The organism is Streptomyces sp. NPDC052225 (assembly GCF_040679615.1).
Taxonomy (GTDB): domain Bacteria; phylum Actinomycetota; class Actinomycetes; order Streptomycetales; family Streptomycetaceae; genus Streptomyces.
Genome location: NZ_JBFAVD010000027.1, coordinates 69,608 through 90,226, shown reverse-complemented (window position 1 = coordinate 90,226; position 20,619 = coordinate 69,608). Strand labels below are relative to the sequence as shown.

Annotated in this window: 25 protein-coding genes; 8 read left to right on the top strand and 17 right to left on the bottom strand. The window is 70.6% G+C overall.

Annotated features, from left to right (window positions below):
* Positions 1-153 precede the first annotated feature (153 nt).
* Positions 154-372, bottom strand: a complete 219-nt coding sequence (locus AB0L37_RS31315; protein ID WP_365512942.1) for a hypothetical protein — start codon at positions 370-372, stop codon at positions 154-156.
* A 152-nt stretch (positions 373-524) separates the two neighbouring features.
* Here AB0L37_RS31315 and AB0L37_RS31310 point away from each other — a divergent pair, with 152 nt between their 5' ends.
* Together AB0L37_RS31310 and AB0L37_RS31305 are read left to right on the top strand one after the other, a co-directional pair.
* Positions 525-1,016 carry a DUF2975 domain-containing protein gene (locus tag AB0L37_RS31310; protein ID WP_365512939.1) on the top strand — a complete coding sequence of 164 codons (492 nt, stop codon included), beginning with the start codon at positions 525-527 and terminating at the stop codon, positions 1,014-1,016.
* The gene (locus AB0L37_RS31305) at positions 1,016-1,237 is read left to right on the top strand and encodes a helix-turn-helix transcriptional regulator (RefSeq protein ID WP_365512937.1); all 222 of its coding nucleotides are present in this window, start codon (positions 1,016-1,018) and stop codon (positions 1,235-1,237) included. Before AB0L37_RS31310 ends, AB0L37_RS31305 begins: the two co-directional genes overlap by 1 nt.
* A gap of 19 nt (positions 1,238-1,256) precedes the next feature.
* Here AB0L37_RS31305 and AB0L37_RS31300 read toward each other — a convergent pair whose 3' ends face one another.
* The 3 genes from AB0L37_RS31300 to AB0L37_RS31290 all read right to left on the bottom strand — a co-directional run bounded on the left by AB0L37_RS31300 (position 1,257) and on the right by AB0L37_RS31290 (position 3,988).
* Positions 1,257-1,796 carry a GNAT family N-acetyltransferase gene (locus tag AB0L37_RS31300; protein ID WP_365512935.1) on the bottom strand — a complete coding sequence of 180 codons (540 nt, stop codon included), beginning with the start codon at positions 1,794-1,796 and terminating at the stop codon, positions 1,257-1,259.
* A 9-nt stretch (positions 1,797-1,805) separates the two neighbouring features.
* The gene (locus AB0L37_RS31295) at positions 1,806-2,381 is read right to left on the bottom strand and encodes a GNAT family protein (RefSeq protein ID WP_365513027.1); all 576 of its coding nucleotides are present in this window, start codon (positions 2,379-2,381) and stop codon (positions 1,806-1,808) included.
* A gap of 128 nt (positions 2,382-2,509) precedes the next feature.
* The gene (locus AB0L37_RS31290; protein WP_365512933.1) at positions 2,510-3,988 is read right to left on the bottom strand and encodes a non-reducing end alpha-L-arabinofuranosidase family hydrolase; all 1,479 of its coding nucleotides are present in this window, start codon (positions 3,986-3,988) and stop codon (positions 2,510-2,512) included.
* Positions 3,989-4,383: 395 nt separating this feature from the next.
* Between AB0L37_RS31290 and AB0L37_RS31285 the strand changes: the two genes are divergently transcribed.
* Complete coding sequence (locus AB0L37_RS31285; protein ID WP_365513024.1) at positions 4,384-5,763, top strand: endo-1,4-beta-xylanase; 1,380 nt, start codon at positions 4,384-4,386, stop codon at positions 5,761-5,763.
* An 89-nt stretch (positions 5,764-5,852) separates the two neighbouring features.
* On the opposite strand, the gene AB0L37_RS31280 is transcribed toward AB0L37_RS31285, so the two are convergent.
* Positions 5,853-6,242: a hypothetical protein gene (locus AB0L37_RS31280; RefSeq protein WP_365512930.1), complete on the bottom strand. Its 390-nt coding sequence runs from the start codon at positions 6,240-6,242 to the stop codon at positions 5,853-5,855.
* 318 nt (positions 6,243-6,560) lie between these two features.
* Between AB0L37_RS31280 and AB0L37_RS31275 the strand changes: the two genes are divergently transcribed.
* Complete coding sequence (locus AB0L37_RS31275) at positions 6,561-7,526, top strand: YihY/virulence factor BrkB family protein (RefSeq protein ID WP_365512927.1); 966 nt, start codon at positions 6,561-6,563, stop codon at positions 7,524-7,526.
* A 23-nt stretch (positions 7,527-7,549) separates the two neighbouring features.
* Here the strand turns inward: AB0L37_RS31275 and gvpJ are convergent, their stop codons facing one another.
* Together gvpJ and AB0L37_RS31265 are read right to left on the bottom strand one after the other, a co-directional pair.
* Entirely contained in the window at positions 7,550-7,897 is a 348-nt protein-coding gene (gene gvpJ, locus AB0L37_RS31270; protein ID WP_365512923.1) for a gas vesicle protein GvpJ, read from the bottom strand.
* Positions 7,894-8,361 (bottom strand): ATP-binding protein, encoded by a 468-nt coding sequence (locus tag AB0L37_RS31265; RefSeq protein WP_365512920.1) that lies wholly within the window; start codon positions 8,359-8,361, stop codon positions 7,894-7,896. The genes gvpJ and AB0L37_RS31265 overlap by 4 nt, the downstream gene beginning before the upstream one ends.
* Positions 8,362-8,469: 108 nt before the next feature.
* Between AB0L37_RS31265 and AB0L37_RS31260 the strand changes: the two genes are divergently transcribed.
* Positions 8,470-8,781 (top strand): DUF6191 domain-containing protein, encoded by a 312-nt coding sequence (locus tag AB0L37_RS31260; protein WP_365512917.1) that lies wholly within the window; start codon positions 8,470-8,472, stop codon positions 8,779-8,781.
* A gap of 27 nt (positions 8,782-8,808) precedes the next feature.
* On the opposite strand, the gene AB0L37_RS31255 is transcribed toward AB0L37_RS31260, so the two are convergent.
* Genes AB0L37_RS31255 through AB0L37_RS31245 form a run of 3 tightly spaced genes read right to left on the bottom strand, consistent with a single transcriptional unit; the run spans position 8,809 to position 11,126 of the window.
* Entirely contained in the window at positions 8,809-9,051 is a 243-nt protein-coding gene (locus AB0L37_RS31255; protein WP_365512914.1) for a non-oxidative hydroxyarylic acid decarboxylases subunit D, read from the bottom strand.
* Between the two features lie 43 nt (positions 9,052-9,094).
* Entirely contained in the window at positions 9,095-10,522 is a 1,428-nt protein-coding gene (locus AB0L37_RS31250) for a non-oxidative hydroxyarylic acid decarboxylases subunit C (protein WP_365512911.1), read from the bottom strand.
* On the bottom strand, positions 10,512-11,126 hold the full coding sequence (locus AB0L37_RS31245; RefSeq protein ID WP_365512908.1) for a non-oxidative hydroxyarylic acid decarboxylases subunit B: 615 nt from the start codon (positions 11,124-11,126) through the stop codon (positions 10,512-10,514). Before AB0L37_RS31245 ends, AB0L37_RS31250 begins: the two co-directional genes overlap by 11 nt.
* 108 nt (positions 11,127-11,234) lie before the next feature.
* Between AB0L37_RS31245 and AB0L37_RS31240 the strand changes: the two genes are divergently transcribed.
* Positions 11,235-12,092: a helix-turn-helix transcriptional regulator gene (locus AB0L37_RS31240; protein WP_365512905.1), complete on the top strand. Its 858-nt coding sequence runs from the start codon at positions 11,235-11,237 to the stop codon at positions 12,090-12,092.
* Positions 12,093-12,096: 4 nt separating this feature from the next.
* Here AB0L37_RS31240 and AB0L37_RS31235 read toward each other — a convergent pair whose 3' ends face one another.
* The 3 genes from AB0L37_RS31235 to AB0L37_RS31225 are packed head-to-tail and all read right to left on the bottom strand — an operon-like array spanning position 12,097 to position 13,892.
* Positions 12,097-13,083 carry an aldo/keto reductase gene (locus AB0L37_RS31235; RefSeq protein ID WP_365512902.1) on the bottom strand — a complete coding sequence of 329 codons (987 nt, stop codon included), beginning with the start codon at positions 13,081-13,083 and terminating at the stop codon, positions 12,097-12,099.
* Between the two features lie 26 nt (positions 13,084-13,109).
* Positions 13,110-13,514, bottom strand: coding sequence for a cupin domain-containing protein (locus tag AB0L37_RS31230; RefSeq protein WP_365512899.1), 405 nt, complete (start codon positions 13,512-13,514; stop codon positions 13,110-13,112).
* Positions 13,515-13,568: 54 nt separating this feature from the next.
* Entirely contained in the window at positions 13,569-13,892 is a 324-nt protein-coding gene (locus AB0L37_RS31225; protein WP_365512897.1) for a carboxymuconolactone decarboxylase family protein, read from the bottom strand.
* Positions 13,893-14,119: 227 nt separating this feature from the next.
* Between AB0L37_RS31225 and AB0L37_RS31220 the strand changes: the two genes are divergently transcribed.
* The gene (locus tag AB0L37_RS31220; RefSeq protein WP_365512894.1) at positions 14,120-15,001 is read left to right on the top strand and encodes a helix-turn-helix transcriptional regulator; all 882 of its coding nucleotides are present in this window, start codon (positions 14,120-14,122) and stop codon (positions 14,999-15,001) included.
* 10 nt (positions 15,002-15,011) lie between these two features.
* Here the strand turns inward: AB0L37_RS31220 and otnI are convergent, their stop codons facing one another.
* Positions 15,012-15,806, bottom strand: a complete 795-nt coding sequence (gene otnI, locus AB0L37_RS31215; RefSeq protein WP_365512891.1) for a 2-oxo-tetronate isomerase — start codon at positions 15,804-15,806, stop codon at positions 15,012-15,014.
* 203 nt (positions 15,807-16,009) lie between these two features.
* On the opposite strand from otnI, the gene AB0L37_RS31210 reads away from it, so the two are divergent.
* The gene (locus AB0L37_RS31210) at positions 16,010-16,969 is read left to right on the top strand and encodes a hypothetical protein (protein WP_365512888.1); all 960 of its coding nucleotides are present in this window, start codon (positions 16,010-16,012) and stop codon (positions 16,967-16,969) included.
* A gap of 36 nt (positions 16,970-17,005) precedes the next feature.
* Here AB0L37_RS31210 and AB0L37_RS31205 read toward each other — a convergent pair whose 3' ends face one another.
* From AB0L37_RS31205 to AB0L37_RS31195, 3 genes are all read right to left on the bottom strand, one after another.
* Positions 17,006-18,541: a catalase gene (locus AB0L37_RS31205; protein WP_365512885.1), complete on the bottom strand. Its 1,536-nt coding sequence runs from the start codon at positions 18,539-18,541 to the stop codon at positions 17,006-17,008.
* 104 nt (positions 18,542-18,645) lie between these two features.
* Positions 18,646-19,680 carry an MASE1 domain-containing protein gene (locus tag AB0L37_RS31200; protein WP_365512882.1) on the bottom strand — a complete coding sequence of 345 codons (1,035 nt, stop codon included), beginning with the start codon at positions 19,678-19,680 and terminating at the stop codon, positions 18,646-18,648.
* Positions 19,680-20,543 carry a PP2C family protein-serine/threonine phosphatase gene (locus tag AB0L37_RS31195; RefSeq protein WP_365512880.1) on the bottom strand — a complete coding sequence of 288 codons (864 nt, stop codon included), beginning with the start codon at positions 20,541-20,543 and terminating at the stop codon, positions 19,680-19,682. Before AB0L37_RS31195 ends, AB0L37_RS31200 begins: the two co-directional genes overlap by 1 nt.
* Positions 20,544-20,619: the final 76 nt, after the last annotated feature.

The following is a 20,619-nucleotide window of genomic DNA, read 5'->3' as shown; positions in this document are numbered from 1 at the left end:
ATTCCTGTGAGGCGGTAAGCAAGTGCCGTACGGGACAACGGACTTGCACGCACGAGAAACTATTGGTCTGGACCATCCGGGTCAAGAGTTCGGAAAGGCCAGGCCCGCCCCATGGTGCCGTTCTTGTGGTGTTGTCGGGTGGCGCCGCCCCGCCTACCGCAGGTCGAGGGAGTCGGCCGCGGCGACGAGGCGCCGCAACTCCTTCTCACTCCAGCCGGTCAGCCGCGCCACGCGGGCCCAGTCCTCGGGGGTCGCGTCGCCGGAACGCAGGGCGGCGGCCGCCTCCGTCTCCAGGTCGGCGCGGGCCGCGTCCAAGGCGGCGACGGCATCCCGGTGCCGCTGCAGCGCGAGTTCCGTCTTCGTCAGGTCCATGACCGCCTCACCTTCACTTGCCGGCACCGATGCCTCGCCACTCGTATGCCCACGACGTCCCAGATTCACGTCCCCCGCTTCTATGTCACCCGACTTTGCTTCACCTATCGAAATTCGATAGGTTTCCATCGTCACTCGATGGAGGATGAGTCATGGGAAAGCTGACGGTCCGTGCCCTACGCGCCGTACTCGTGGTGGTGCTCGCGGGCACCCTGTTCGTTCAGGCGTCGATGGCGTGGGTCCTGGTCAGCGGGTCCGATCCGGAGGACGGCTCGGCCGCGCTGACGGCGATGCGCTTGATCACGCTCCTGGGCATGGTGACGGTCCAGGTCGCCCTGGTCTGCGTCTGGCGGCTCGTGGCGATGGTGCGGCGCGGCACCGTCTTCTCCCACGCGGCCTTCCGGTACGTGGACGGCGTGATCGGGGCGATCGTGGCGGCGGCCCTGCTGTGGTTCACGGTCACGGCCGTCAACGCGCCGGGCCAGCGGGACGATCCGGGCGTCACCCTCATCATGGGCGGGATCGGCCTCGCGGTCCTGGGCGTCGCGCTCATCGTGCTCGTGCTGCGCATGCTCCTCGCGCAGGCTGTCACACGCGATGCTCAAGCGGCCAAGATGCAGGCCGAGTTGGACGAGGTGATCTGATGCCGATCGTCGTCGACATCGACGTGATGCTGGCGAAGCGCAAGATGTCCGTCGGCGAGCTGGCGGAGCGCGTCGGGATCACCCCCGCCAATCTCGCCGTCCTCAAGAACGGCCGCGCCAAGGCCGTGCGTTTCGCGACGCTCGCCGCGCTCTGCGAGGCCCTCGCCTGCCAGCCCGGTGATCTGCTGCGGTGGCAGGCCGAGGACGCCGCCGGAGCGTGAGGCGCCGGCGGCCGTCCGCTCAGCCGACCCGCCGGGCCAGCACCTGCCCCGGCCACTGCCCGGACAGGAAGCGGTCGGTGCGGGTGAAGCCGTTGCGCTCGTAGTAGGCGACCAGTTCGCCCCCGCCGCCCGCCCAGCAGTCGACCCGCAGCAGCTTCACCCCGGCCCGCCGCGCCTCGTCCTCGGCATGACCGAGAAGAACCGAGCCGATGCCCGCGCCGGCGCGGCGCCGGTCGGTGATGAGCAGCCGGACATACCGCTCGGGCTCCTCGGCGGGCGCGATCGGCGTCTGTGGACTGGGGCCCGAGTCGAGGACCAGCGCCCCGACCGGGGTGCCGTCCAGCTCCGCGATGAACGGGGCCTTCTCCGTCAAATAGCTCTCGACCCGCGCGACCCCGCCGGGCTTCCGCGAGTACGGGGTGACGCCCCACTGCTCGGTGTTGCCGCGCGCGTTCATCCACGCCACGGCGGCGTCGAGCATGTCCAACACAGCCTGCGCGTCGCTCAGATGGCCCGGCCGGATGCGTACACCAGAACTCCCGTGCGTCCTCTCGTCCATGGCCCGAACCTAGAGTTCGCCTCGCCCTGCGCCCTCCTGGGGCCGCCACTCCCGCCGGAGCAGACCGAACACCCATGAGTCGGACACCTCGCCGTTGACGACGCAGTCCTCCCGCAGCGTTCCCTCCCGGACGAATCCGAGCTTCTCCAGGACCCGGCCGGACGCCGCGTTGCGCGTATCGGCCTCGGCCTGCACCCGGTTCAGATCCAGGGTGTCGAACGCCCACCGCAACACGGCGTGCGCGGCTTCCGTCGCGTACCCGTGCCCCCACATCGGCTCGTCCAGGACGTAGCCCAGCGAGGCGCTGCGGTTGCCCTCGTCCCAGCCGGTCAGCCCGCACCAGCCGACGAAGGCGCCGTCGGACGCACGGTCGATGGCCACCCGCGCCCCGGTGCCGTCCTGCTCCAACTGCCCGCAGATCGCGATGAAACGGTCGGCGCGCGCCCGGTCGCTCCACGGCGCGGAGTCCCAGTAGCGCATGATGCGGGTGCTGCTGTGCAGGGCGAAGAGGCGGTCCGCGTCGGCCTCGGTGAAGGGCCGCAGTCGCAGGCGGTCGGTGTGCAGGATGGGCGTGGCCAGAGTCATGCGCCCCATCTTGCGGCTCCTGGGCGGGGGCAGAAACCGAATTTCGTGGGTGGCCCAGGCGTAGCGGACAGGGGGCGCAGGACCGGCGACCGGTCCCACGCCCCCACCTTGACGCGCTCGACCGGATGTCAGCGCTGCAAGGTCAGCAGGCCCGGGCGGTAGGGCAGGAGGCCGTAGTCTCCGCCCGAGTTGGGGCTGCGCCCCTGGTAGAGCAGTTGCAGGTGGCAGGGGTCGACGGTCATGGTCTGGTCGGCGCTGGTACGGATCAGCTCGCCGTGGCTGATGTCATTGGTCCAGGTGGCGCCGCTGTTGGCCTTGCCCGCGAAGGGGTTGCTCTCGGTCGCGGCCTGGGGCGTCCAGGAGCCGTTCAGACTCGTGGCCGTGAACGAGCGGAAGTAGCGGCCCTGCGAGCCGATCGCCTCGACCATCATGAGGTAGCGGTTCTGGCCCTGGAGCTTGTAGACCTGCGGGGCCTCGAACAGGTTGTTCGTCGAGTCGCTCATGACGACGGTCGAGGTCGAGCCGAAGCTGCCGGGGAAGTTCCCGATCGGCATGCTCGCCCGGTAGATCTTGCCGTTGTCACCGGCGAAGAACAGGTACATGTTCGTCCCGTCGCCGATGATCGTCTGGTCGATCGGGCCCGTGCCGGAGCCCGCGATGGTCCCGGAGAAGAGCACCTGCGGAGCCGACCAGCCGTTCGCGTTGGTGGGATCGCTCGACGTCCGGTACGAGAACGCGCTCGCGCCCCACTGGTAGGTGAGCACCCAGATGTTCTTCGGGGCGAAGTAGAAGAGCGAGGGCGCGACCGTGGAGCTCGACATCGCGTTCTGGCCGGCCGAGGCCATCTCCGACCAGTTGCCGAACAGGTTGAAGTTCATCGAACCCCAACTCGTCCCCGTGTCATGGGTCGTCGCGTACACGAGCTGCTTGCCGTTGTACGGGGCGACGGTGAAGTCCTTGAGCGACGCCCAGCCCGCCTTGGGCTGCGCGAGGGCGCCCGTCGAGGACCAGCGGTAGGAGGCCGGCAGGTCGCACGGGGCGGAGGTGTCGTCGCCGACCTTGACGAGCTTCCACTGCTGGTTGGTGCCGCCCCAGTCGTCGTACTGGACGATGTTCCCGCCGTCGGCGGTGGAGGCGCCCTGCACCTCGAGGGCCTTGTTGCTGTGGCGCGATATCAGCCGCACGTAGCCGTCCGAGCTGTCGGCCAGCCGCCACTGCTGGTTGGTGGCGTTGAGATCGGACCACTGGACGATCGAACCGCCGTTGGCGGTCGACCAGTTGTAGACATCGAGGACCTTGCTGGAGAGGCGGGACTTGACGCGGTAGTAGCCGTCCCCGGAATCGACGAACTGCCACTGCTGCTGGCTCTGGTCGTTCCTGGTCCACTGCGTGATGCGGGCGCCGTCGCTGGTCGCCATGTTGTAGACATCCAGGGCCTTGCCGCTGTTGCGGTTGACCAGCACGTACGAGGCGTTCGGGTCGACCGTCGCCGCTTCGGCCGGCTGGGCGCCGAGGAAGGCTGCCACCAGCAACAACGGTGTGAGGACGGCGAGTAAGCGTCTGCGCAGGCGTCCCGGACGGGCTGGTGACGGGGGGTGAGACCACATCGGGCGGCTCCTTGGGTGTGGGGTGACCCGCGACCCCGGTTCCGAAAGTTTTTCGGAAGGTTCCCGGAATCCGTGACGCCACAAGCTAGGAATCCGCAGCCCTCCGGTCAAGGCATCTCACCGATCTGTCTGAAACAGCGGGTAGACGGCTCGCCGATGCATCGGAAGTTTCGGAAACTCAACGGAAACTGTTTTTGCCGCGAGTCTTGACGCGCCACGGTCAATCCCCCAACCTCCCTGTCTGAGGAACCGACCGCAGTTCGACATACCGACCGACGTCGGCCCATCCCCTCTCTCCAGGAGATACAGCCATGAGCTTGTATGCCCTCCCCCGCCCCGACAGCCCAAGACCCGCTGCCCGCAAGGCCGTCGACCGCCGCAGGTCACGCGGGTTCATGCTGGCGCTGGCCGCCGGCGTCCTCGGTACGGTCGTCGCGCTGGCCACGCCCCCCGCACCCGCGCACGCCGCCGAGAGCACCCTCGGCGCCGCGGCCGCGCAGAGCGGCCGCTACTTCGGCACCGCCATCGCCTCGGGCAGGCTGAGCGACTCGGCGTACACCACCATCGCGAACCGCGAGTTCAACATGGTGACGGCCGAGAACGAGATGAAGATCGACGCCACCGAGCCGCAGCAGGGCCAGTTCAACTTCACCGCCGGCGACCGCGTCTACAACTGGGCCGTGCAGAACGGCAAGAAGGTGCGCGGCCACACGCTCGCCTGGCACTCCCAGCAGCCCACCTGGATGCAGAACCTGAGCGGCAGCACCCTGCGCCAGGCGATGATCAACCACATCAACGGCGTCGTGGGCCACTACAAGGGCAAGATCGCCCAGTGGGACGTCGTGAACGAGGCCTACGCGGACGGCAGTTCGGGCGCCCGGCGCGACTCCAACCTCCAGCGCACCGGCAACGACTGGATCGAGGTCGCCTTCCGCACCGCGCGCGCCGCCGACCCGGCCGCCAAGCTCTGCTACAACGACTACAACATCGAGAACTGGACGTGGGCGAAGACCCAGGCCGTGTACAACATGGTCAAGGACTTCAAGGCGCGCGGCGTGCCGATCGACTGCGTCGGCTTCCAGTCGCACTTCAACAGCAACAGCCCGTACAACAGCAACTTCCGTACGACGCTGCAGAGTTTCGCGGCCCTCGGCGTCGACGTGGCCGTCACCGAACTCGACATCCAGGGCGCCTCGTCCTCGACGTACGCGGCCGTGACCAACGACTGCCTGGCCGTCTCGCGCTGCCTCGGCATCACCGTCTGGGGTGTGCGCGACACGGACTCCTGGATCTCGGGCGACACGCCGCTGCTCTTCAACGGCGACGGCAGCAAGAAGCCGGCCTACACCGCCGTCCTCAACGCGCTCAACGGCGGCACCACCACGCCGCCTTCGGACGCCGGAGCCGTCAAGGGCGTCGCGTCGGGCCGCTGCCTCGACGTCCCCAACGCCAGCACCACCGACGGTACCCAGGTCCAGCTGTGGGACTGCTCGGGCGGCACCAACCAGCAGTGGACGTACACGTCCGCCGGTGAACTGCGGGTCTACGGCAACAAGTGCCTGGACGCCGGGGGCACCGGCAACGGCGCCAAGGTCCAGATCTACAGCTGCTGGGGCGGCGACAACCAGAAGTGGCGCCTCAACTCCGACGGCTCCATCGCCGGCGTCCAGTCCGGCCTCTGCCTCGACGCCGTCGGGGCCGGCACCGCCAACGGTACGCAGATCCAGCTCTACTCCTGCTCGGGCGGCACCAACCAGCGGTGGACCCGCACCTGACGCACGCGCACCCTCGTCCTCGCCCCTCCGCGGCCGTGCGATACGCCGCGGAGGGGCTCGTTCGTCTCGGATTCGCTCCGATCCGTCACCTACGGGTGGCGCGGCGCGGGCCTGTCCTGCTCGCTGTGCCAGCCACCGGGGTGGACGACGCCGACAAAGCCGTTGGCCTGGTTGAGGACGTAGCGGTAGCCGTGCACCGTGCTGCTCGCGTGACCGGCGCCGAGGTTCGCGACCCGCTGCCCCTTGACCGTGATCCAGGCCATGTACGTCCCGTCCGGCAGGGCGTACACGTGCGCCCGGGCACCGTTGCTGAGCGTGTAGTTCTGCTCGGCGGACCGGCCCGCCGAGGCGGAGGCGACGGTCTGCCCGCCGGGGTGCGGCGCGGTGGAGTTCGCGAACGCGGCGGCGGCCGGGACGGTGAGGCCGATGACGAGGCCGGAGACGGCTGCGGTCCGCAGGACACGACGTGAGATCGACATGGCGACTGGTTCCTTGCTTCGTACGGGGTGGGTGACGCCGGGTGGGATGTTCTTGCGTCACCAACAAACCTACGGAGCAGCTGTGTGCGCCTTCCGTCGAATACGTAACAACAGGCTCACAACGTCACGAACCGACGTGAACAGTGACTTTGGTCCCACGGGACCGGTGACCGTCGGCCCCCGGGACCGCCCTCTCTCCCGATTCCCTCTCTTTCGTCCTGTTCCCAACCACCCGCGAACAGACCGGAGTTGCCTCCGCCCGAGCGGGCATCCGGACAGGGACCGACGCTGGCCCGCCGAACCGAGGAGCGTCCCGCCGTGGGAACCGTCGTCCACGTCCCGCAGACCCGGGACATGATCGGAGATGAACTCTCCGGTGACGAAGCCTTCGCCGCGCTGCGCCGCTACGGCGGTGTGCGGCTGCTCCTGGACTCCTTCAGCCGCTTCCGTTACGCGGACGGCTTCACCAACGCGCGGGCGCTCGCCTTCCAGATGGTGCTCGGCCTCGTGCCCTTCACCGTCGTCCTCGTAGGGCTGGCGACCAGCGTGCACACCGAGTCCGTGGGCCGCGTGGTGGAGCTGACGCTGGCCCGGATCGTGCCGGGCGCGAGCACCGGCGTCGTGGAGAAGGCGTTCGACGGGACGCGCCGCACCGCGGACAGCGACGTGTGGAGCACGGTGGCGCTCTGGCTCGGTCTGGCCTTCGCCGTGCTGAACCTGGCCTCGGCCATGGGCCAGGTCGAGCGCGGTGCGAACCGCATCTACGGCATCGAGCGCGACCGGCCCGGGCTCGCGAAGTACGGCCGGGCGCTGGTGCTGTCCGTGACCGCGGGGCTGCCCATGGTGCTGGGGTTCCTCGTGATGGTCGCCGGTTCGGCCGTGGGTGACGCCGTGGCACGCACGACCGGGGAGCATCGCGGTGGCATCGGCTGGTGGGGTGCGCTGCAGATACCCGCCGGGCTGCTGCTGGCGTGGATCGCGTCCGCGGTGATTCTGCGCAGGGCGCCGCGCCGGACACAGCCCGGGTACACGTGGCTCGCGTTCGGGTCGGCGGTGCATCTCGCGCTGTGGGTCGCGGCGACCTGGCTGCTGGCTCTCTATGTGGGCAGGAGCGGGGCGTTCGGGTCGATCTACGGGCCGCTCACGGCCTTCATCGCCCTGCTGCTGTGGGCCAACCTCACGGCCGTGGCCCTCTTCCTCGGCATCGCGTTCGCCGCCCAGCTGGAGGCCGCCCGCGCCGGAATCCACGTACCGGTCCACCCCGACCCGGGGCCGGGGCGCTGAGCCTGAACAAAGCCCTGGAGGCGTCAGCGTCCGCGCGGCTGTCCCAATACGTCGGAGATGCCCTTGGCCACGCCGGTCAGCGCGCTCTCCGTCCTGCCGCGGGACGCGGTACCGGCGACCATCTCCGGCAGGCCGGCGGGCTTCCTGTTCCCCGTCTCCAGGTCGAGTCGGTTGCAGGCCTCGGCGAAGCGCAGGTAGGTGTCGACGCTGGCGATGACGATCCGTACGTCGATCTTCAGGATCTCGATGCCGACCAGCGAGACGCGGACGAACGCGTCGATGACCACCCCTCTGTCGAGGATCAGCTCGAGCACGTCGTAGAGACCGCTCGTGCCACCTCCCCCGCCCTGCCGCGCCACGGGCATGCTCATGCGTCGTCCTCCTTCGTCTGCGATCCGGTCCTCGCCGTCCGGTCCGCCGCGGCCGCTGCGCCCGGTTCGGGCCTGAAGCAGGCCGTGACGTCCTTGCCGCGCGGGCATTCATGGGTCTGCCAGGTCTCGGCGAGCGCGTCGATGAGCAACAGGCCGCGGCCGCCCGTCTCCTCCGTGCCCGCGGCGCGCGGGCGGGGCGGGGCCGGGCTGCTGTCGTGCACCGTGACGTGGAGGCATTCGCCGTCCCAGGTCAGGATCAGCTGCGCGGTGCTTCGCGCGTGGATGTGCGTGTTCGTGACGAGCTCCGAAACCGTCAGCAGCACGGCGTCGACCGTCTCCGGCGCGCGTGCGGACCACTCCAGGTCCTCGAGATGCTCGCGCGCCCAGTCACGCGCGGCCTTGATCCCGCTGCTGATCGGCAGTGAGCGCGCCCATCCCACGGCCCTGAGTGAAGAGTCAGGCACGATGGACCGCCTTTCCGCGTCCCCTTCCAGGTGCCCACTGACGGCCCCTTCACTGACGTCCGGGGCGGGGAACTCGCCGGCGGCGACGCGCGGGGCGGATACTGAGGCATGTCCTTCGTCTTCTTCATGACCCTGCCCGGGCTGGTCGTCGTGCTGACGCTGGTGGCTTTCGTCGACCAGTTGTTGCTGCGCGCGGGACGGGCCGGAGTGCTGCCGTGGCGGAACAGCGCACGGCAGGGTCAGATATCCGCGACCGGGTTCGAGCAGTTGCACGCCACTCTTTCGCCGGGCAAGCAGAACGAGTTGAAGGAGCGGCAGTCGGCCCTCGTCCTGCCGGACGGCGAGGACGACGGGGCTCCGCCGAACAGGACGACGGTCGATCTGGCCGCAGGGACCGCCGTCGTCCGGATCCCGCGCTGAGAGGGACGCCGCCGGCCCTCGCCCGGGTCACACCGCTCGGAGCGGCGGCACCGTCGGTACCTCGATCGCGTGCGCGATGTCCGACTCCGTCAGCTTGAAGCTGTCGGGGTAGGCGTCGCGCCGGGTGCGGCGGGCGGGTTCGGTGGTGCGCCATGTGTAGAGGCAGCGGGCGCACTGGAGCACGTCCCACACCCCGGGGACGGGGGACGCGGCGAGGTGGGTGACGGACCCGTGCGCACAGCGGGGGCACTCGATTCCGTGCGTGTTCATAGGAGTTGGCCTTTCAGAAGGTGGCGGGCGAGGAGCCGGGACGTCAGTGACGGTCCGCGATCATGCGCTGGAGGCGGGCGGCCCACTGGGCCGTCTCGGGCAGGTCCTTGGCCGGCGTCGAGAAGTTGCCGCGGACGTCGGGGGCCACGGGCGTCGTCGCGTCGATGATCATCTTGCTGGTGATCCCGGCGGGCTGGGCGGCGGGCGCGAGTTCGAGGACGGACAGGTTCGGCAGGATCATCACGTCGTCCTTCGGGTTCACCTTCGAGGACTGCGCCCACATCACCTGCGGCAGGTCGAACGGGTCCACGTCCTCGTCGACGAGGATCACCTGCGATACGTAGCCCAGGCCGTGCGGCGTCGTCATCGCGCGCATCCCGACGGCCTTGGCGAAGCCCCCGTACCGCTTCTTCGTGGAGATGATGACGAGCAGGCCGTGCGTGTACATGGCGTTGACCGCCTGCACCTCGGGGAACTCGGCCTGCAACTGCTTGAGCAGCGGGACGCAGGTGTTGGGCCCGACGAGGTAGTCGCACTCGGTCCACGGCATGCCCAGGTAGAGCGACTCGAAGACCGGGTTCGTACGGTACGAGACGCGGTCCACGCGGATGACGGGCATGCGGCGGCCACCGGAGTAGTGGCCGGTGAACTCCCCGAAGGGGCCCTCGATCTGGCGCTTGCGGGACTCGATGACACCCTCGATGACGACCTCGCTCCCCCACGGCACGTCGAATCCGGTGAGCGGCGCCGTCGCGATCGGCACGGGCGCTCCGCGCAGCGCGCCCGCCATCTCGTACTCGCTCTGGTCGTACGCCATCGGCATGCCGGCGACGATCGCCATCACCGGGTCGTTGCCGAGGGTGATGGCGATCGGCAGGTCATCGCCCACCTCCTCCGCCTTGCGCAGGTGCTGGGCGACGTCGTGCATGGGGACGGGCTGGAAGGCGAGGCGGTTCGCGCCGAGGACCTGGATGCGGTACGTGCCGACGTTCTGCTTGCCGAAGTCGTCCGGGGCGTCGGGGTCGCGGGAGACGACGGCCGCCTTGTCGAGGTAGAAGCCGCCGTCACCGTCGTTGAGGCGGAACAGCGGGAGCACCGAGAAGAGGTCGACGTCGTCGCCTTCCTGGCTGTTCTCGCGCCACGGGGCGTCCTCGCGGCGTTCGGGCGCGACCGGGAAGGCGTCCCAGCGGCGCGCGAACTCCGCGACCTGGTCCTTGACCGGGGTGTTGCGGGGCAGTCCGAGGGCGAGGGCGTGGTTGGCCCAGGAGCCGTGCACGTTGAGGGCGATGCGGGCGTCCGTGAAGCCCGCGACGTTGTCGAAGCAGAGGGCGGGGGCGTTCTCGCCGATGCGGCCCGTCGCGTTGGCGGCGGCCGCCAGATCGGGCTCGGGGAGCACCTCGTCGGTGATGCGCAGCAGTTGCCCTTCCTTCTCCAAGGTGTCGAGGAAGCTGCGCAGATCGTCATACGGCATGGTGAAGTCCTTCGTGCGGTACGGGGGTTGAGGTGCGGGCGGCGCGCGTTCCCGCCCACCGCTTGGCGGCCGGGGCGGGCAGGTCGAACTGGTCGAGGACGCGGGCGACGACGTGGTCGACGATGTCGTCGACCGTGCGCGGGTTGTTGTAGAAGGCGGGCATGGGCGGCACCAACTGGACGCCCATGCGGGCGAGTTCGAGCATGTTGCGCAGATGGATCTCGCTCAGCGGTGTCTCGCGCGGGACGAGGACGAGCTTGCGCCGCTCCTTGAGGACGACGTCGGCGGCGCGCGCCACGAGCCCGTCGGCGTACCCGGCGCTGATGCCCGCGAGCGTCTTCATGGAGCACGGCACGATCACCATCCCGTCGGTGCGGAACGATCCGGAGGAGATCGTGGCGCCCTGGTCGTCGGGGTGGTGCGTCACGTCGGCGAGGGCGGTCACGTCCGCGACGGACAGACCGGTCTCCAGGCCGATGGTGGTGCGCGCCCAGCGGGAGAGCACCAGATGCGTCTCGACGTCCGGCAGCTCCCGCAGCTGTTCCAGGAGGCGGACACCGATCGGGGCGCCCGTCGCCCCCGTCATTCCCACGACCAATCGCACCGGACCACTCCTCACACGTCGCTGACCTGTGCTTTCACGCTAGGAGGCGATACGGGCGCGGCGGCGGTACGCTCAGGTCTCGCGATGGGGAAAAACGGACACCCTGAGGTGAGGGACCTCGCGTACACCCCGGCCGTCGGCGCACCGGCCGGGGTCGAGGTCGTGGAACTGGCCGATCTGCACGCGCGGTCGCTGCGCCACGGCAACGACCCGTACGCGCCGCTGCGCCCCGCCTTCCACCAGCTGATCGGCGCCCGCGAGCGGCCGCTGTCGCTCACGGTGGACTTCGTCGACCACGAGCTGCCGCCCGGGGCGTGGCTGTGGATCCGGGCGGGGCAGGTGCAGCGGTTCGGCCCCGACCTCAGGGGTGCGGACGGCGTCGACGTCCTGTTCCCTTCGGGCTTCCTGCCGCCGGCGATCGTGGCGGCCGCGCACATGGATCCGCCGTACGAGCAGCGGCCGTTGACGCCTCGCGCGCCGGACGCCCAGGGGGTACGGCTGGCCCTCGACCACCTGGCGTACGAGTACGGGGCGATGGCCTCACTGCCGCTTCAGGCGCACACGGAGGTGCTGCGCGCCCTGCTGTCCGTCCTGGTGGTGCGCCTGGCGAAAGTCCGCGACCCGGCGCCGCGGGCCGCCGCGTCGAGCGACACCTTCCGCCGTTTCCACGCGGCCGTGGAACGCGACCACGCGGTGACGCGCCGCGTCGAGGACTACGCGGCGGCCCTCGGCTACAGCCCGCGCACCCTGACCCGCGCCACGCTCGCCGCCACGGGCCGCACGGCCAAGCAGTACGTCGACGAGCGGGTCCTGCTGGAGGCGAAACGCCTGCTGTGGCACAGCGGCCTGCCCGCGAAGGAGGTAGCGGACGCCCTCGGCTTCCCCGACCCCAGCGACTTCACCAAGTTCTTCCGGCTGCGTACGGGGGTGACACCGGGGGCGTTTCGGGCGGGGCCCGGGGCGTAGGCGGCTACTTGCCCACCAGGCCCATGTGCATCTCGTTGTAGCGGTCCCCCTGGACGCCGATGCGCGCCGCCAGCGTGTCGAGGTCCGCCAACTCGTCGGCGGACAGCGGGACTTGGGTCGCCCCGGCGTTCTCCTCGACGCGCTCGATGCGGCGCGTCCCGGGGATGGGCACGATCCACGGCTGCCGCGCGAGGAGCCAGGCGAGCGCGATCTGGCCCGGGCTCGCGTCCTTGGCCCGGGCCAGGGCGGCGACGTGGTCGACCAGCACCTGGTTGGCCGCCCGGTTGTCCTCGCTGAAGCGCGGGATCGTGGCCCGGACGTCGCCCTCGGCGAAGGCGGTGGCGGCGTTCACGGTCCCGGTGAGGAAGCCCTTGCCGAGCGGGCTGAACGGCACGAAGCCGATGCCGAGTTCGGCCAGCGTCGGCAGTACCTCGGGCTCGGGATCACGCGTCCACAGCGAGTACTCGCTCTGCACCGCGGTGACGGGTTGCACGGCGTGGGCGCGGCGGATCGTGCCCGCCGCGGCCTCCGACAGACCGAAGTGGCGCACCTTGCCCGCCTTCACCAGCTCGCCCACCGCTCCGGCGACGTCCTCGACGGGGACGTCGGGGTCCACGCGGTGCTGGTAGAACAGGTCGATGGTGTCGGTGCGCAGGCGGCGCAGCGAGGCATCCGCGACCCGGCGGATCTGCTCGGGCCGGCTGTCGAGGCCGGCCGCCTTCCCGTCCTCGATGCGCCAGCCGAACTTCGTCGCGATGACGACCCGGTCCCGTACAGGGGCCAGCGCCTCGCCCACCAGTTCCTCGTTGACGTACGGGCCGTAGACCTCGGCGGTGTCGAAGAAGGTGACGCCCCGGTCGACGGCGGCGCGCAGGACGCCGATCATGTCGGCGCGGCTGCCCGGGTTCGGGCCGTAGCTCTGGGACATGCCCATGGCGCCCAGACCGATCGCCGATACCTCGAGGCCCTGGCCCAACGTACGGGTGTGCATGTCGATCGATCTCCTCGCGAGGTGTGTCAGCGGCAGCGGGTGCTGCGCCGATCGGCGGTGTACTCGTCGTCGGTGACGTGGTCGAGCCAGGTGACGTCGTCGGTCTCCCACAGCGCGATGTGCGTCATGAAGTTCTCGGGGGCGGCCCCGTGCCAGTGTTCCTCGCCCGCCGGGGTCCAGATCACGTCGCCGGGGTGGGCCTCCAGGATCTCGCCGCCGCGGGACTGGATCAGGGCGACGCCCTCGGTGATGTAGAGGGTCTGGCCCATGCCGTGGGAGTGCCAGGCGGTACGGGCGCCGGGTGCGAAGCGCACCGCGTTGGCGCGGGCCCGCGACGGCTCCTCACCGCGGTAGATCACATCGGCCCAGGCATCGCCGGTGAACCAGTCGGCGGGCAGCTTCATCGTGGCCGGCTTCTTCAGGAGTTCCATGGGTGTCTCTTTCTGTCTCTTTCGTTATACGTAGTACGCCGCGGGGAGGGTGGCTCAGGCCTGCGACTGCTCGTCGGCGAGCCGCTTCAGCTGGGTGATCGCGGTCATGGCGTTCGGCCAGCCCGCATAGAACGCCAGGTGGGTGATGGCCTCGGAGAGCTCCTCGACGCTCAGCCCGTTCTCCAGGGCCTTGCCCAGGTGGTACGGGAGCTGCTCGGTGCGGTAGAGCGCGGCCAGCACGCTCACCGTGACCAGGCTGCGGTCGCGGGGCGCCAGGCCCGGCCGCTCCCAGATGTCGCCGAACAGGAGGTCGTCGGTGACCTCGACCAGCTTCGGCGCGATCCCGGCCAGTTCCTGCGGCGCGGACTGCTTCGCCATGCGATGACTCCTCGTGTGGTTCCCGATCGCTGTGCCGGTGTGCGCACAGATCCGGCAGGCCCGCTCCGGTCCACTCTCGTCCAGAGCGGCCCGCCCGGCAGCCGCAGCGTCCGCCCGGCTGCCCTCGGTTTCGAGGGAACCGCAGGTCATCCGCGTACGGAAGGTCCTGCCGTTACCGGTACTGACAGGACCCCCCAGACCCGTCGCGGCGCACCTAACCTGGATTCATGGACACCGCCCACGACATCCGCGAGTTCCTCGCGAGCCGCCGCGCGAAGATCACCCCGCAGCAGGCGGGGCTGCCGGCCTACGGAGGAAACCGCCGGGTGCCGGGGCTGCGCCGTGAGGAGGTCGCCCTGCTGGCCGGTGTCAGCATCGACTACTACGTCCGTCTCGAGCGCGGTCACCTGGGCGGTGCGTCGCAGGAGGTCCTGGACGCCGTCGCGAACGCGCTGCAACTCGACGAGGCCGAGCGCGCCCACCTCTACGACCTGGCCGCCGCTCAGCGCGGACGCCCCTCGGCCCGCCGCGCGACCGCCAAGCAGCGTCCCGGCGTCCCCGCCAGCATCCAGCGCGTGCTCGACTCCATGACGGGCACCCCGGCCTTCGTCCGCAACGGACGTCTGGACATCCTGGCCGTCAACCGTCTGGGCCGCGCCCTGTACGCCCCGCTGTTCGGCGCCGACGCCGCGCCGCCGGTGAACATCGCCCGCTTCCAGTTCCTCGACCCCGCCGGGCGGGACTTCTTCCCCGACTGGGACGCGGCTCTGAACACCACGGTCTCCCTGCTGCGCACCGAAGCGGGCCGCGCGCCGCACGACAGTGAACTCACCGGCCTGATCGGCGAGTTGGTGACCCGCAGCGACGACTTCCGCACCGCGTGGGCCAAGCACAACGTGCGCCTCCACCACACGGGCCGCAAGCCCTTCCGTCACCCCGAAGTCGGCGACCTGCTCCTCGACTTCGACGCGATGGCGCTGCCCGCCCAGCCCGGGCTGACCATGACCGTCTACAGCGCCGAACCGGGCACCCCGGACCACGACGCCCTGCGCCTGCTGTCCACCTGGGCCGCCACCGAGGACGCCCAGCGGACCCGTGCGCATCCGTGACGGTGCCCGGTCACGCGTGCTCTCCTCGCACCTCCCTCAGCCAGCCGAGGCCCTCGCTCGTGCCGGCGCGGGGGACGTACTCGCAGCCGATCCAGCCGTCGAACCCCAACGCGTCGACGACGGCGTACAGATGGCCGAAGTCGACCTCGCCCTCGGACGGTTCGTGGCGGTCGGGGACGCCCGCGATCTGGAGATGGGCGACGCGGCCCGTGGGCAGGTCGCGGCGGAGGGTGGCCGTGAGGTCGCCCTCGACGATCTGGCAGTGGTACAGGTCGAGTTGAACCTTCAGGTTCACGGCGCCCACCTCCTGGACGATCGCGTGCGCGTCGGCCTGCCGGTTCAGGAAGTAGCCCGGCATGTCCCGGGTGTTGATGGGTTCGATCAGGATGTCGATCCCGGCGGACTCCGCCTGGCGGGCGGCGTACGCGAGGTTGGCCAGGTACACGTCCCGGCAGGCGGCGCGGTCCGCGCCCGGCGGCACGACTCCGGCCATCATGTGGATGCGCGGGCTGCCGATCGCGACGGCACAGCCCAGGGCGCGGTCGACGCTCTCGCGCAGCTCCGCCTCCCGGCCGGGGAGCGCCGCGATGCCGCGTTCGCCGGCGTCCCAGTCGCCGGGCGGAGCGTTGAACAGGACCTGGCGCAGGCCGTGGGCGTCGAGGCGGTAGCGGAGTTCAGCGGTGTCGTACGCGTACGGGAAGAGGTACTCGACGGCGTCGAAGCCGTCCGCCGAGGCCGCCGCGAAACGGTCGAGGAAGTCGTGCTCGCGGTACAGCGTGGACAGGTTCGCGGCGAACCTCGGCATGGCGGCTCCTGGTCGGCAGGGTGGGTCGATGATCTGCCGCGCCGAGGACGGGGCAGCGAGCCAGAACGTACCCCGGGGCGGGCGCCGGGCCGGTGGCGGGTTCGACGACGGCCGTACGTTTCACCGCCCCACGCTCGGCAAGGCGCCCCGCCGGTGATGATCACGGCGATCCGTCGCGGCCGGCGCGGCGGGGAGGAGGCGATGTGCGCACAGCTCGGGCGAACGGTGGAGCGGGCCGGCTCCGGCGGCGGGTCCTGCTGAGTGCGGGGGTGGCGTCGGCGGCCGCGGCATGCGGCACGTCGCAGACCCCCGAGAAGAAGGCGCGGCCCTCCCCCGCCCGCTCGCCCCGGCCCACCCGCCGCCGTGCCGAACTGCCCCGCGGCGGGCGCCGGGTCTTTCCCGAGCACCGGCTCGTCGGGTACTGCGGGCTGCCCGGCGCCGCCGCTCTCGGGCGTCTTGGCACCGGGGATCTCGACGACCGGGTCAGGGAGATCGAGCGGCGCGGCCGCGCGTACGCCGACGGCCGCCGCGTACTGCCCGTGCTCGAACTGCTCGCCGTCGTCGCCAACTCGACGCCGGGGCCCGACGGTACGTACCGCAGTCGTACGCCCGACGCGACCGTGCGCGCCTTCCACGAGGCGGCCGGGCGGCACCGGGCCCTGCTGCTGCTCAACATCCAGCCGGGCCGCGCCGACCCTCTCGACGAGGTGAAGGCGCTGGAGCCGTGGCTCGTCCGCCCCGATGTCGGCATCGCGCTCGATCCGGAGTGGGAGATGGGCCCCGGCGAGAAGCCGGGTGACACGTACGGGCACACGAGCGGTGCCGAACTCACCCGCGTCGCCGCCTATCTGGCCTCGCTCGTCGAGCGGCACGACCTGCCGGAGAAGGTCTTCGTGCACCACCAGGTCGCCGAGTCCGTCGTGCGGGACGCTCGGCGGATCGTGGCGCCCGACGGTGTCGCCCTGGTCAAGAGCGCCGACGGCATCGGCACCCCGCACCTCAAACGGCGGACGTGGGAGCGGCTGGTGGACGCGGTGCCGCCCCGGGTGCACACCGGGTTCAAGCTCTTCTTCGACGAGGACACGCGGGACGGCAGCCGCCTCATGACGCCGGACGAGGTCCTCGGCCTGACGCCGCGGCCGTCCTACGTCATGTACGAGTGAGCACCTGCCCCCGCCCTTCCGGGCGGGGGCGAGGCGTCAGGCCTTGTCCTGCATGCTGCTGCGGGCTTTGTTGGCCTGTTGCGCGGCCTTCGGATCCTTCTCGTCCGCCTTGGCGCGCACCCCTTGCTCGATGCGTTCGCCGATCGACTTGTCGATGTGGGACCAGTAGGCGAAGGCGCGGACCAGAACGGGTTCGCTCACGTCGTTGAGGAGGTGACCGACGACGTTGTCGACGAGCCGGTCGCGCGCCGCGTCGTCGAGGACCTCGCGCACCAGCGTGCCCGCCTGGCCCCAGTCGTCGTCCTCGGCGTGGTCGACGTAGGCGGCGCGGGTGATCTCGCCGTCCGCGTGCCAGCTCGGCGGGGTGCCGTACCGCTCGGTGTCGGCCGCCGGGCCGCCCTTGGAGTTCGGCGCGTAGACCGGGTCGGTCGTCCTGCGGTACGCCATCGCGCCGTCCTTGGAGTACGTGTGGACGGGCACGACCGGGGCGTTGACCGGGAGCTGCTGGTAGTTGCCGCCGATGCGGTGGCGGTGCGCGTCGGCGTACGAGAACAGCCGGGCGAGCAGCATCCGGTCGGGGCTCGGGCCGATGCCGGGCACGAAGTTGTTGGGCTGGAAGGCGGCCTGCTCGATCTCCGCGTGGTTGTCCGTGGGGTTGCGGTCCAGGGTCATCCGGCCGACCTCGTGCAGCGGATAGTCGGCGTGCGGCCAGACCTTGGTGAGGTCGAACGGGTTGAAGCGGTAGGTGGCCGCGTCCTCGTACGGCATGATCTGCACGTGCAGCGTCCAGCTCGGGAAGTCGCCGTCGCGGATGTGCTCGAAGAGGTCACGGGTGTGGTAGTCGGTGTCGGCGGCGCACATCTGGTCGCCCTCGTCCTGCGTGAAGAACTCGATGCCCTGGTCGGTCTTGAAGTGGTACTTCACCCAGAACCGCTCGCCCTGCGCGTTGATCCACATGTACGTGTGCGAGGTGTAGCCGTTCATGTGGCGCCAGGTGCGCGGGATACCGCGGTCGCCCATGAGCCAGGTGACCTGGTGGGCGGACTCGGGCGACAGGGTCCAGAAGTCCCACTGCATGTCGTGGTCGCGCAGGTTGTTGTCGGCGCGGCGCTTCTGCGACCGGATGAAGTGCTGGAACTTCATCGGGTCCTTCACGAAGAAGACCGGGGTGTTGTTGCCGACCATGTCGTAGTTGCCTTCGCTGGTGTAGAACTTCACCGCGAAGCCGCGCGGGTCGCGCCAGGTGTCCGGGCTGCCGCGCTCACCGGCGACGGTCGAGAAGCGGGCGACCAGGTCGGTGCGGGTGCCGGGCTGGAAGACGGCCGCCTTGGTGTAGGCGCTCACGTCGGCGGTGACCTCGAAGTGCCCGAAGGCGCCGCTGCCCTTGGCGTGGGGCTGGCGTTCGGGGATGCGCTCCCGGTTGAACTGCGCCATCTGCTCGATCAGATACGCGTCCTGGAGCAGGATCGGACCGCCCGCGCCGACGGTGAGCGAATGCTCGTCGCTCTCCGCGGGGGCACCGGAGTCGGTCGTGGTGGCGGGTGAGATGTCGCGTGCCGTGTCATCGGCCATGGCTCTGCCTTTCGTCGTGCGGGGCAGTGACGTCCTGGATCATCCATGGATCGGATGACCCCGTGCGGACGGGGCAAACACGCCCTGGTCCGCCCCGTTGCGGGCTACGTCCGTGGAAAGTGGCGTGTGGTGGGCTTCCGGGCTTCGTCGACGTCGCGTACGGAGGGCGCGGACGGGTCGGCCGGGTTCTCGCCCACGGCGAGGTGTTCGAGCAGCACCGCGAGTTCGTTGCAGGCGCTCTGGACCGAGCGGCGGGTCGCGCGCTGCTCGGTGACGAGCGAGGACAGGAGCAGGGCGGTGAGCGCCGCGGCGCCGTTGAACGCCTGGAGCTTGACCATGATCTCGATGCCGCTCAGCCCCGAGAACGCGCCGACCCGGGTGTTCGCCGCATACGTGGTCAGGACGGAGGCGACCAGCGCGCACAACATGCTGCCGGCCAGTTGGAAGCGGAGCGCGGCCCAGATCAGCAGCGGGAAGACGAGGAAGAGCATGCTCGTCGGGCTGAGCACGGCCACCGGCACGATCACCAGCGCCGCGAGGCCGAGACACACCGCCTCCTTCCAGCGCCGCCGAGGGAAGCGCCCGGCGCCCAGGGACAGCACGAGCAGCAGCGGCGTGACGAGCAGGACGCCCATCGCGTCGCCGACCCACCAGGCCAGCCACACGGACCAGAACTGGCCGGGGCTCAGTCCGCCGGTCCACACCTGGGGCGCGACCCCGGCGGTCGCGCTGATCGCCATGGCGCCGAGCCCGCCGAGGAAGACCAGGGCGATCCCGTCCCGCAGACGTGAGACGTCGAGCCGGAAACCGACCCGGTGCAGCAGCAGGCAGGCGCAGAGCGGGGCCGCGGTGTTGCCCGCGACGGTGATCAGGGTGGGGAGCTGGGGTGTGGTGAGCGAGGCGATCACGAGGAGCGAGCCGAGGGCGATGCCCGGCCAGACCCCGACGCCGAACACGAGCAGGGCGGCGAGGGCGAGACCGGTCGGCGGCCAGACGGGCGTGACGATCACACCCTCGATCACGAGTTGTCCCATCAGACCCAGGCGCCCGGCCACGTAGTAGCACACGGCTACGGCCAGGGCCTTCAGTACGAGGTCCAGGGACCATCGGGGCCGCCGAAAAACCAACACACAAGCCATCAGACACCGCGCGGACCTCCCCGGCCATGCGGGAGCCGCCATCCCGTGCCCCCGTCGTGGCCGACGACGAGGACCGCGGCGTCGTCCTCGTGGTCGACCGAGTCCGCCAGCTTCATGACGCCGCTCGCGAGGGTGTCGACGCCGAGTCCGGCGCCGGCGGTGATCTCCGCGAGCCGTCTGACCTGGTGCAGGCCCTCGTCGAGGCTGAGCGAGGGCCCCTCCACGACGCCGTCGGTCGGCAGGACGAAGACTCCGCCGACGGTCAGCCGGTGGCAGGCGACGGGGTACGTGGCGCCGTGCAGCACGCCGAGCGGGGGCCCGCCCTCCTCCTCGTCGATGCCGGAGCGGCCGTCGGCCGTGGCCCAGATGTGCGGGATGTGGCCGGCGCGGGCGCACTCCAGGGTGCCGGCGGCCGGGTCGAGCCGCAGGAAGGTGCAGGTGGCGAAGAGGTCGGCGTCCAAGGAGACGAGGAGGTCGTTGGTGCGGGCGAGGAGTTCTCCAGGGTCGCCGGTGACGGAGGCCAGGGCGCGCAGCGCGACGCGGACCTGCCCCATGAACGCGGCGGCCTGGATGTTGTGCCCCTGCACATCGCCGATGGACAGGCCGATCCGGCCGTCGGCCATGGTGAAGGCGTCGTACCAGTCGCCGCCGACGTTGAGTCCGTGGTTGGCCGGCATGTAGCCCACGGCGAGGCGCACGCCCGGGGCGCTGGGCAGGTCGCGCGGGAGCATGCCGCGCTGCAGCGCGAGCGCGAGCTCGACCCGGGACCGCTGCGATTGCGCGAGTTCCCGGGCACGGGCGGTCAGGGCGCCGAGCTTGGCCAGCAGCTCCGCGCCGTCCTCGGCGGACTCGCTGCGGAACATCGGCCTCCTTCGTTCCACCGGGCGCACCTGTCCACCCTGCCCGGAACCGGGGACGACCGCACCTTGTCGGGTCGAG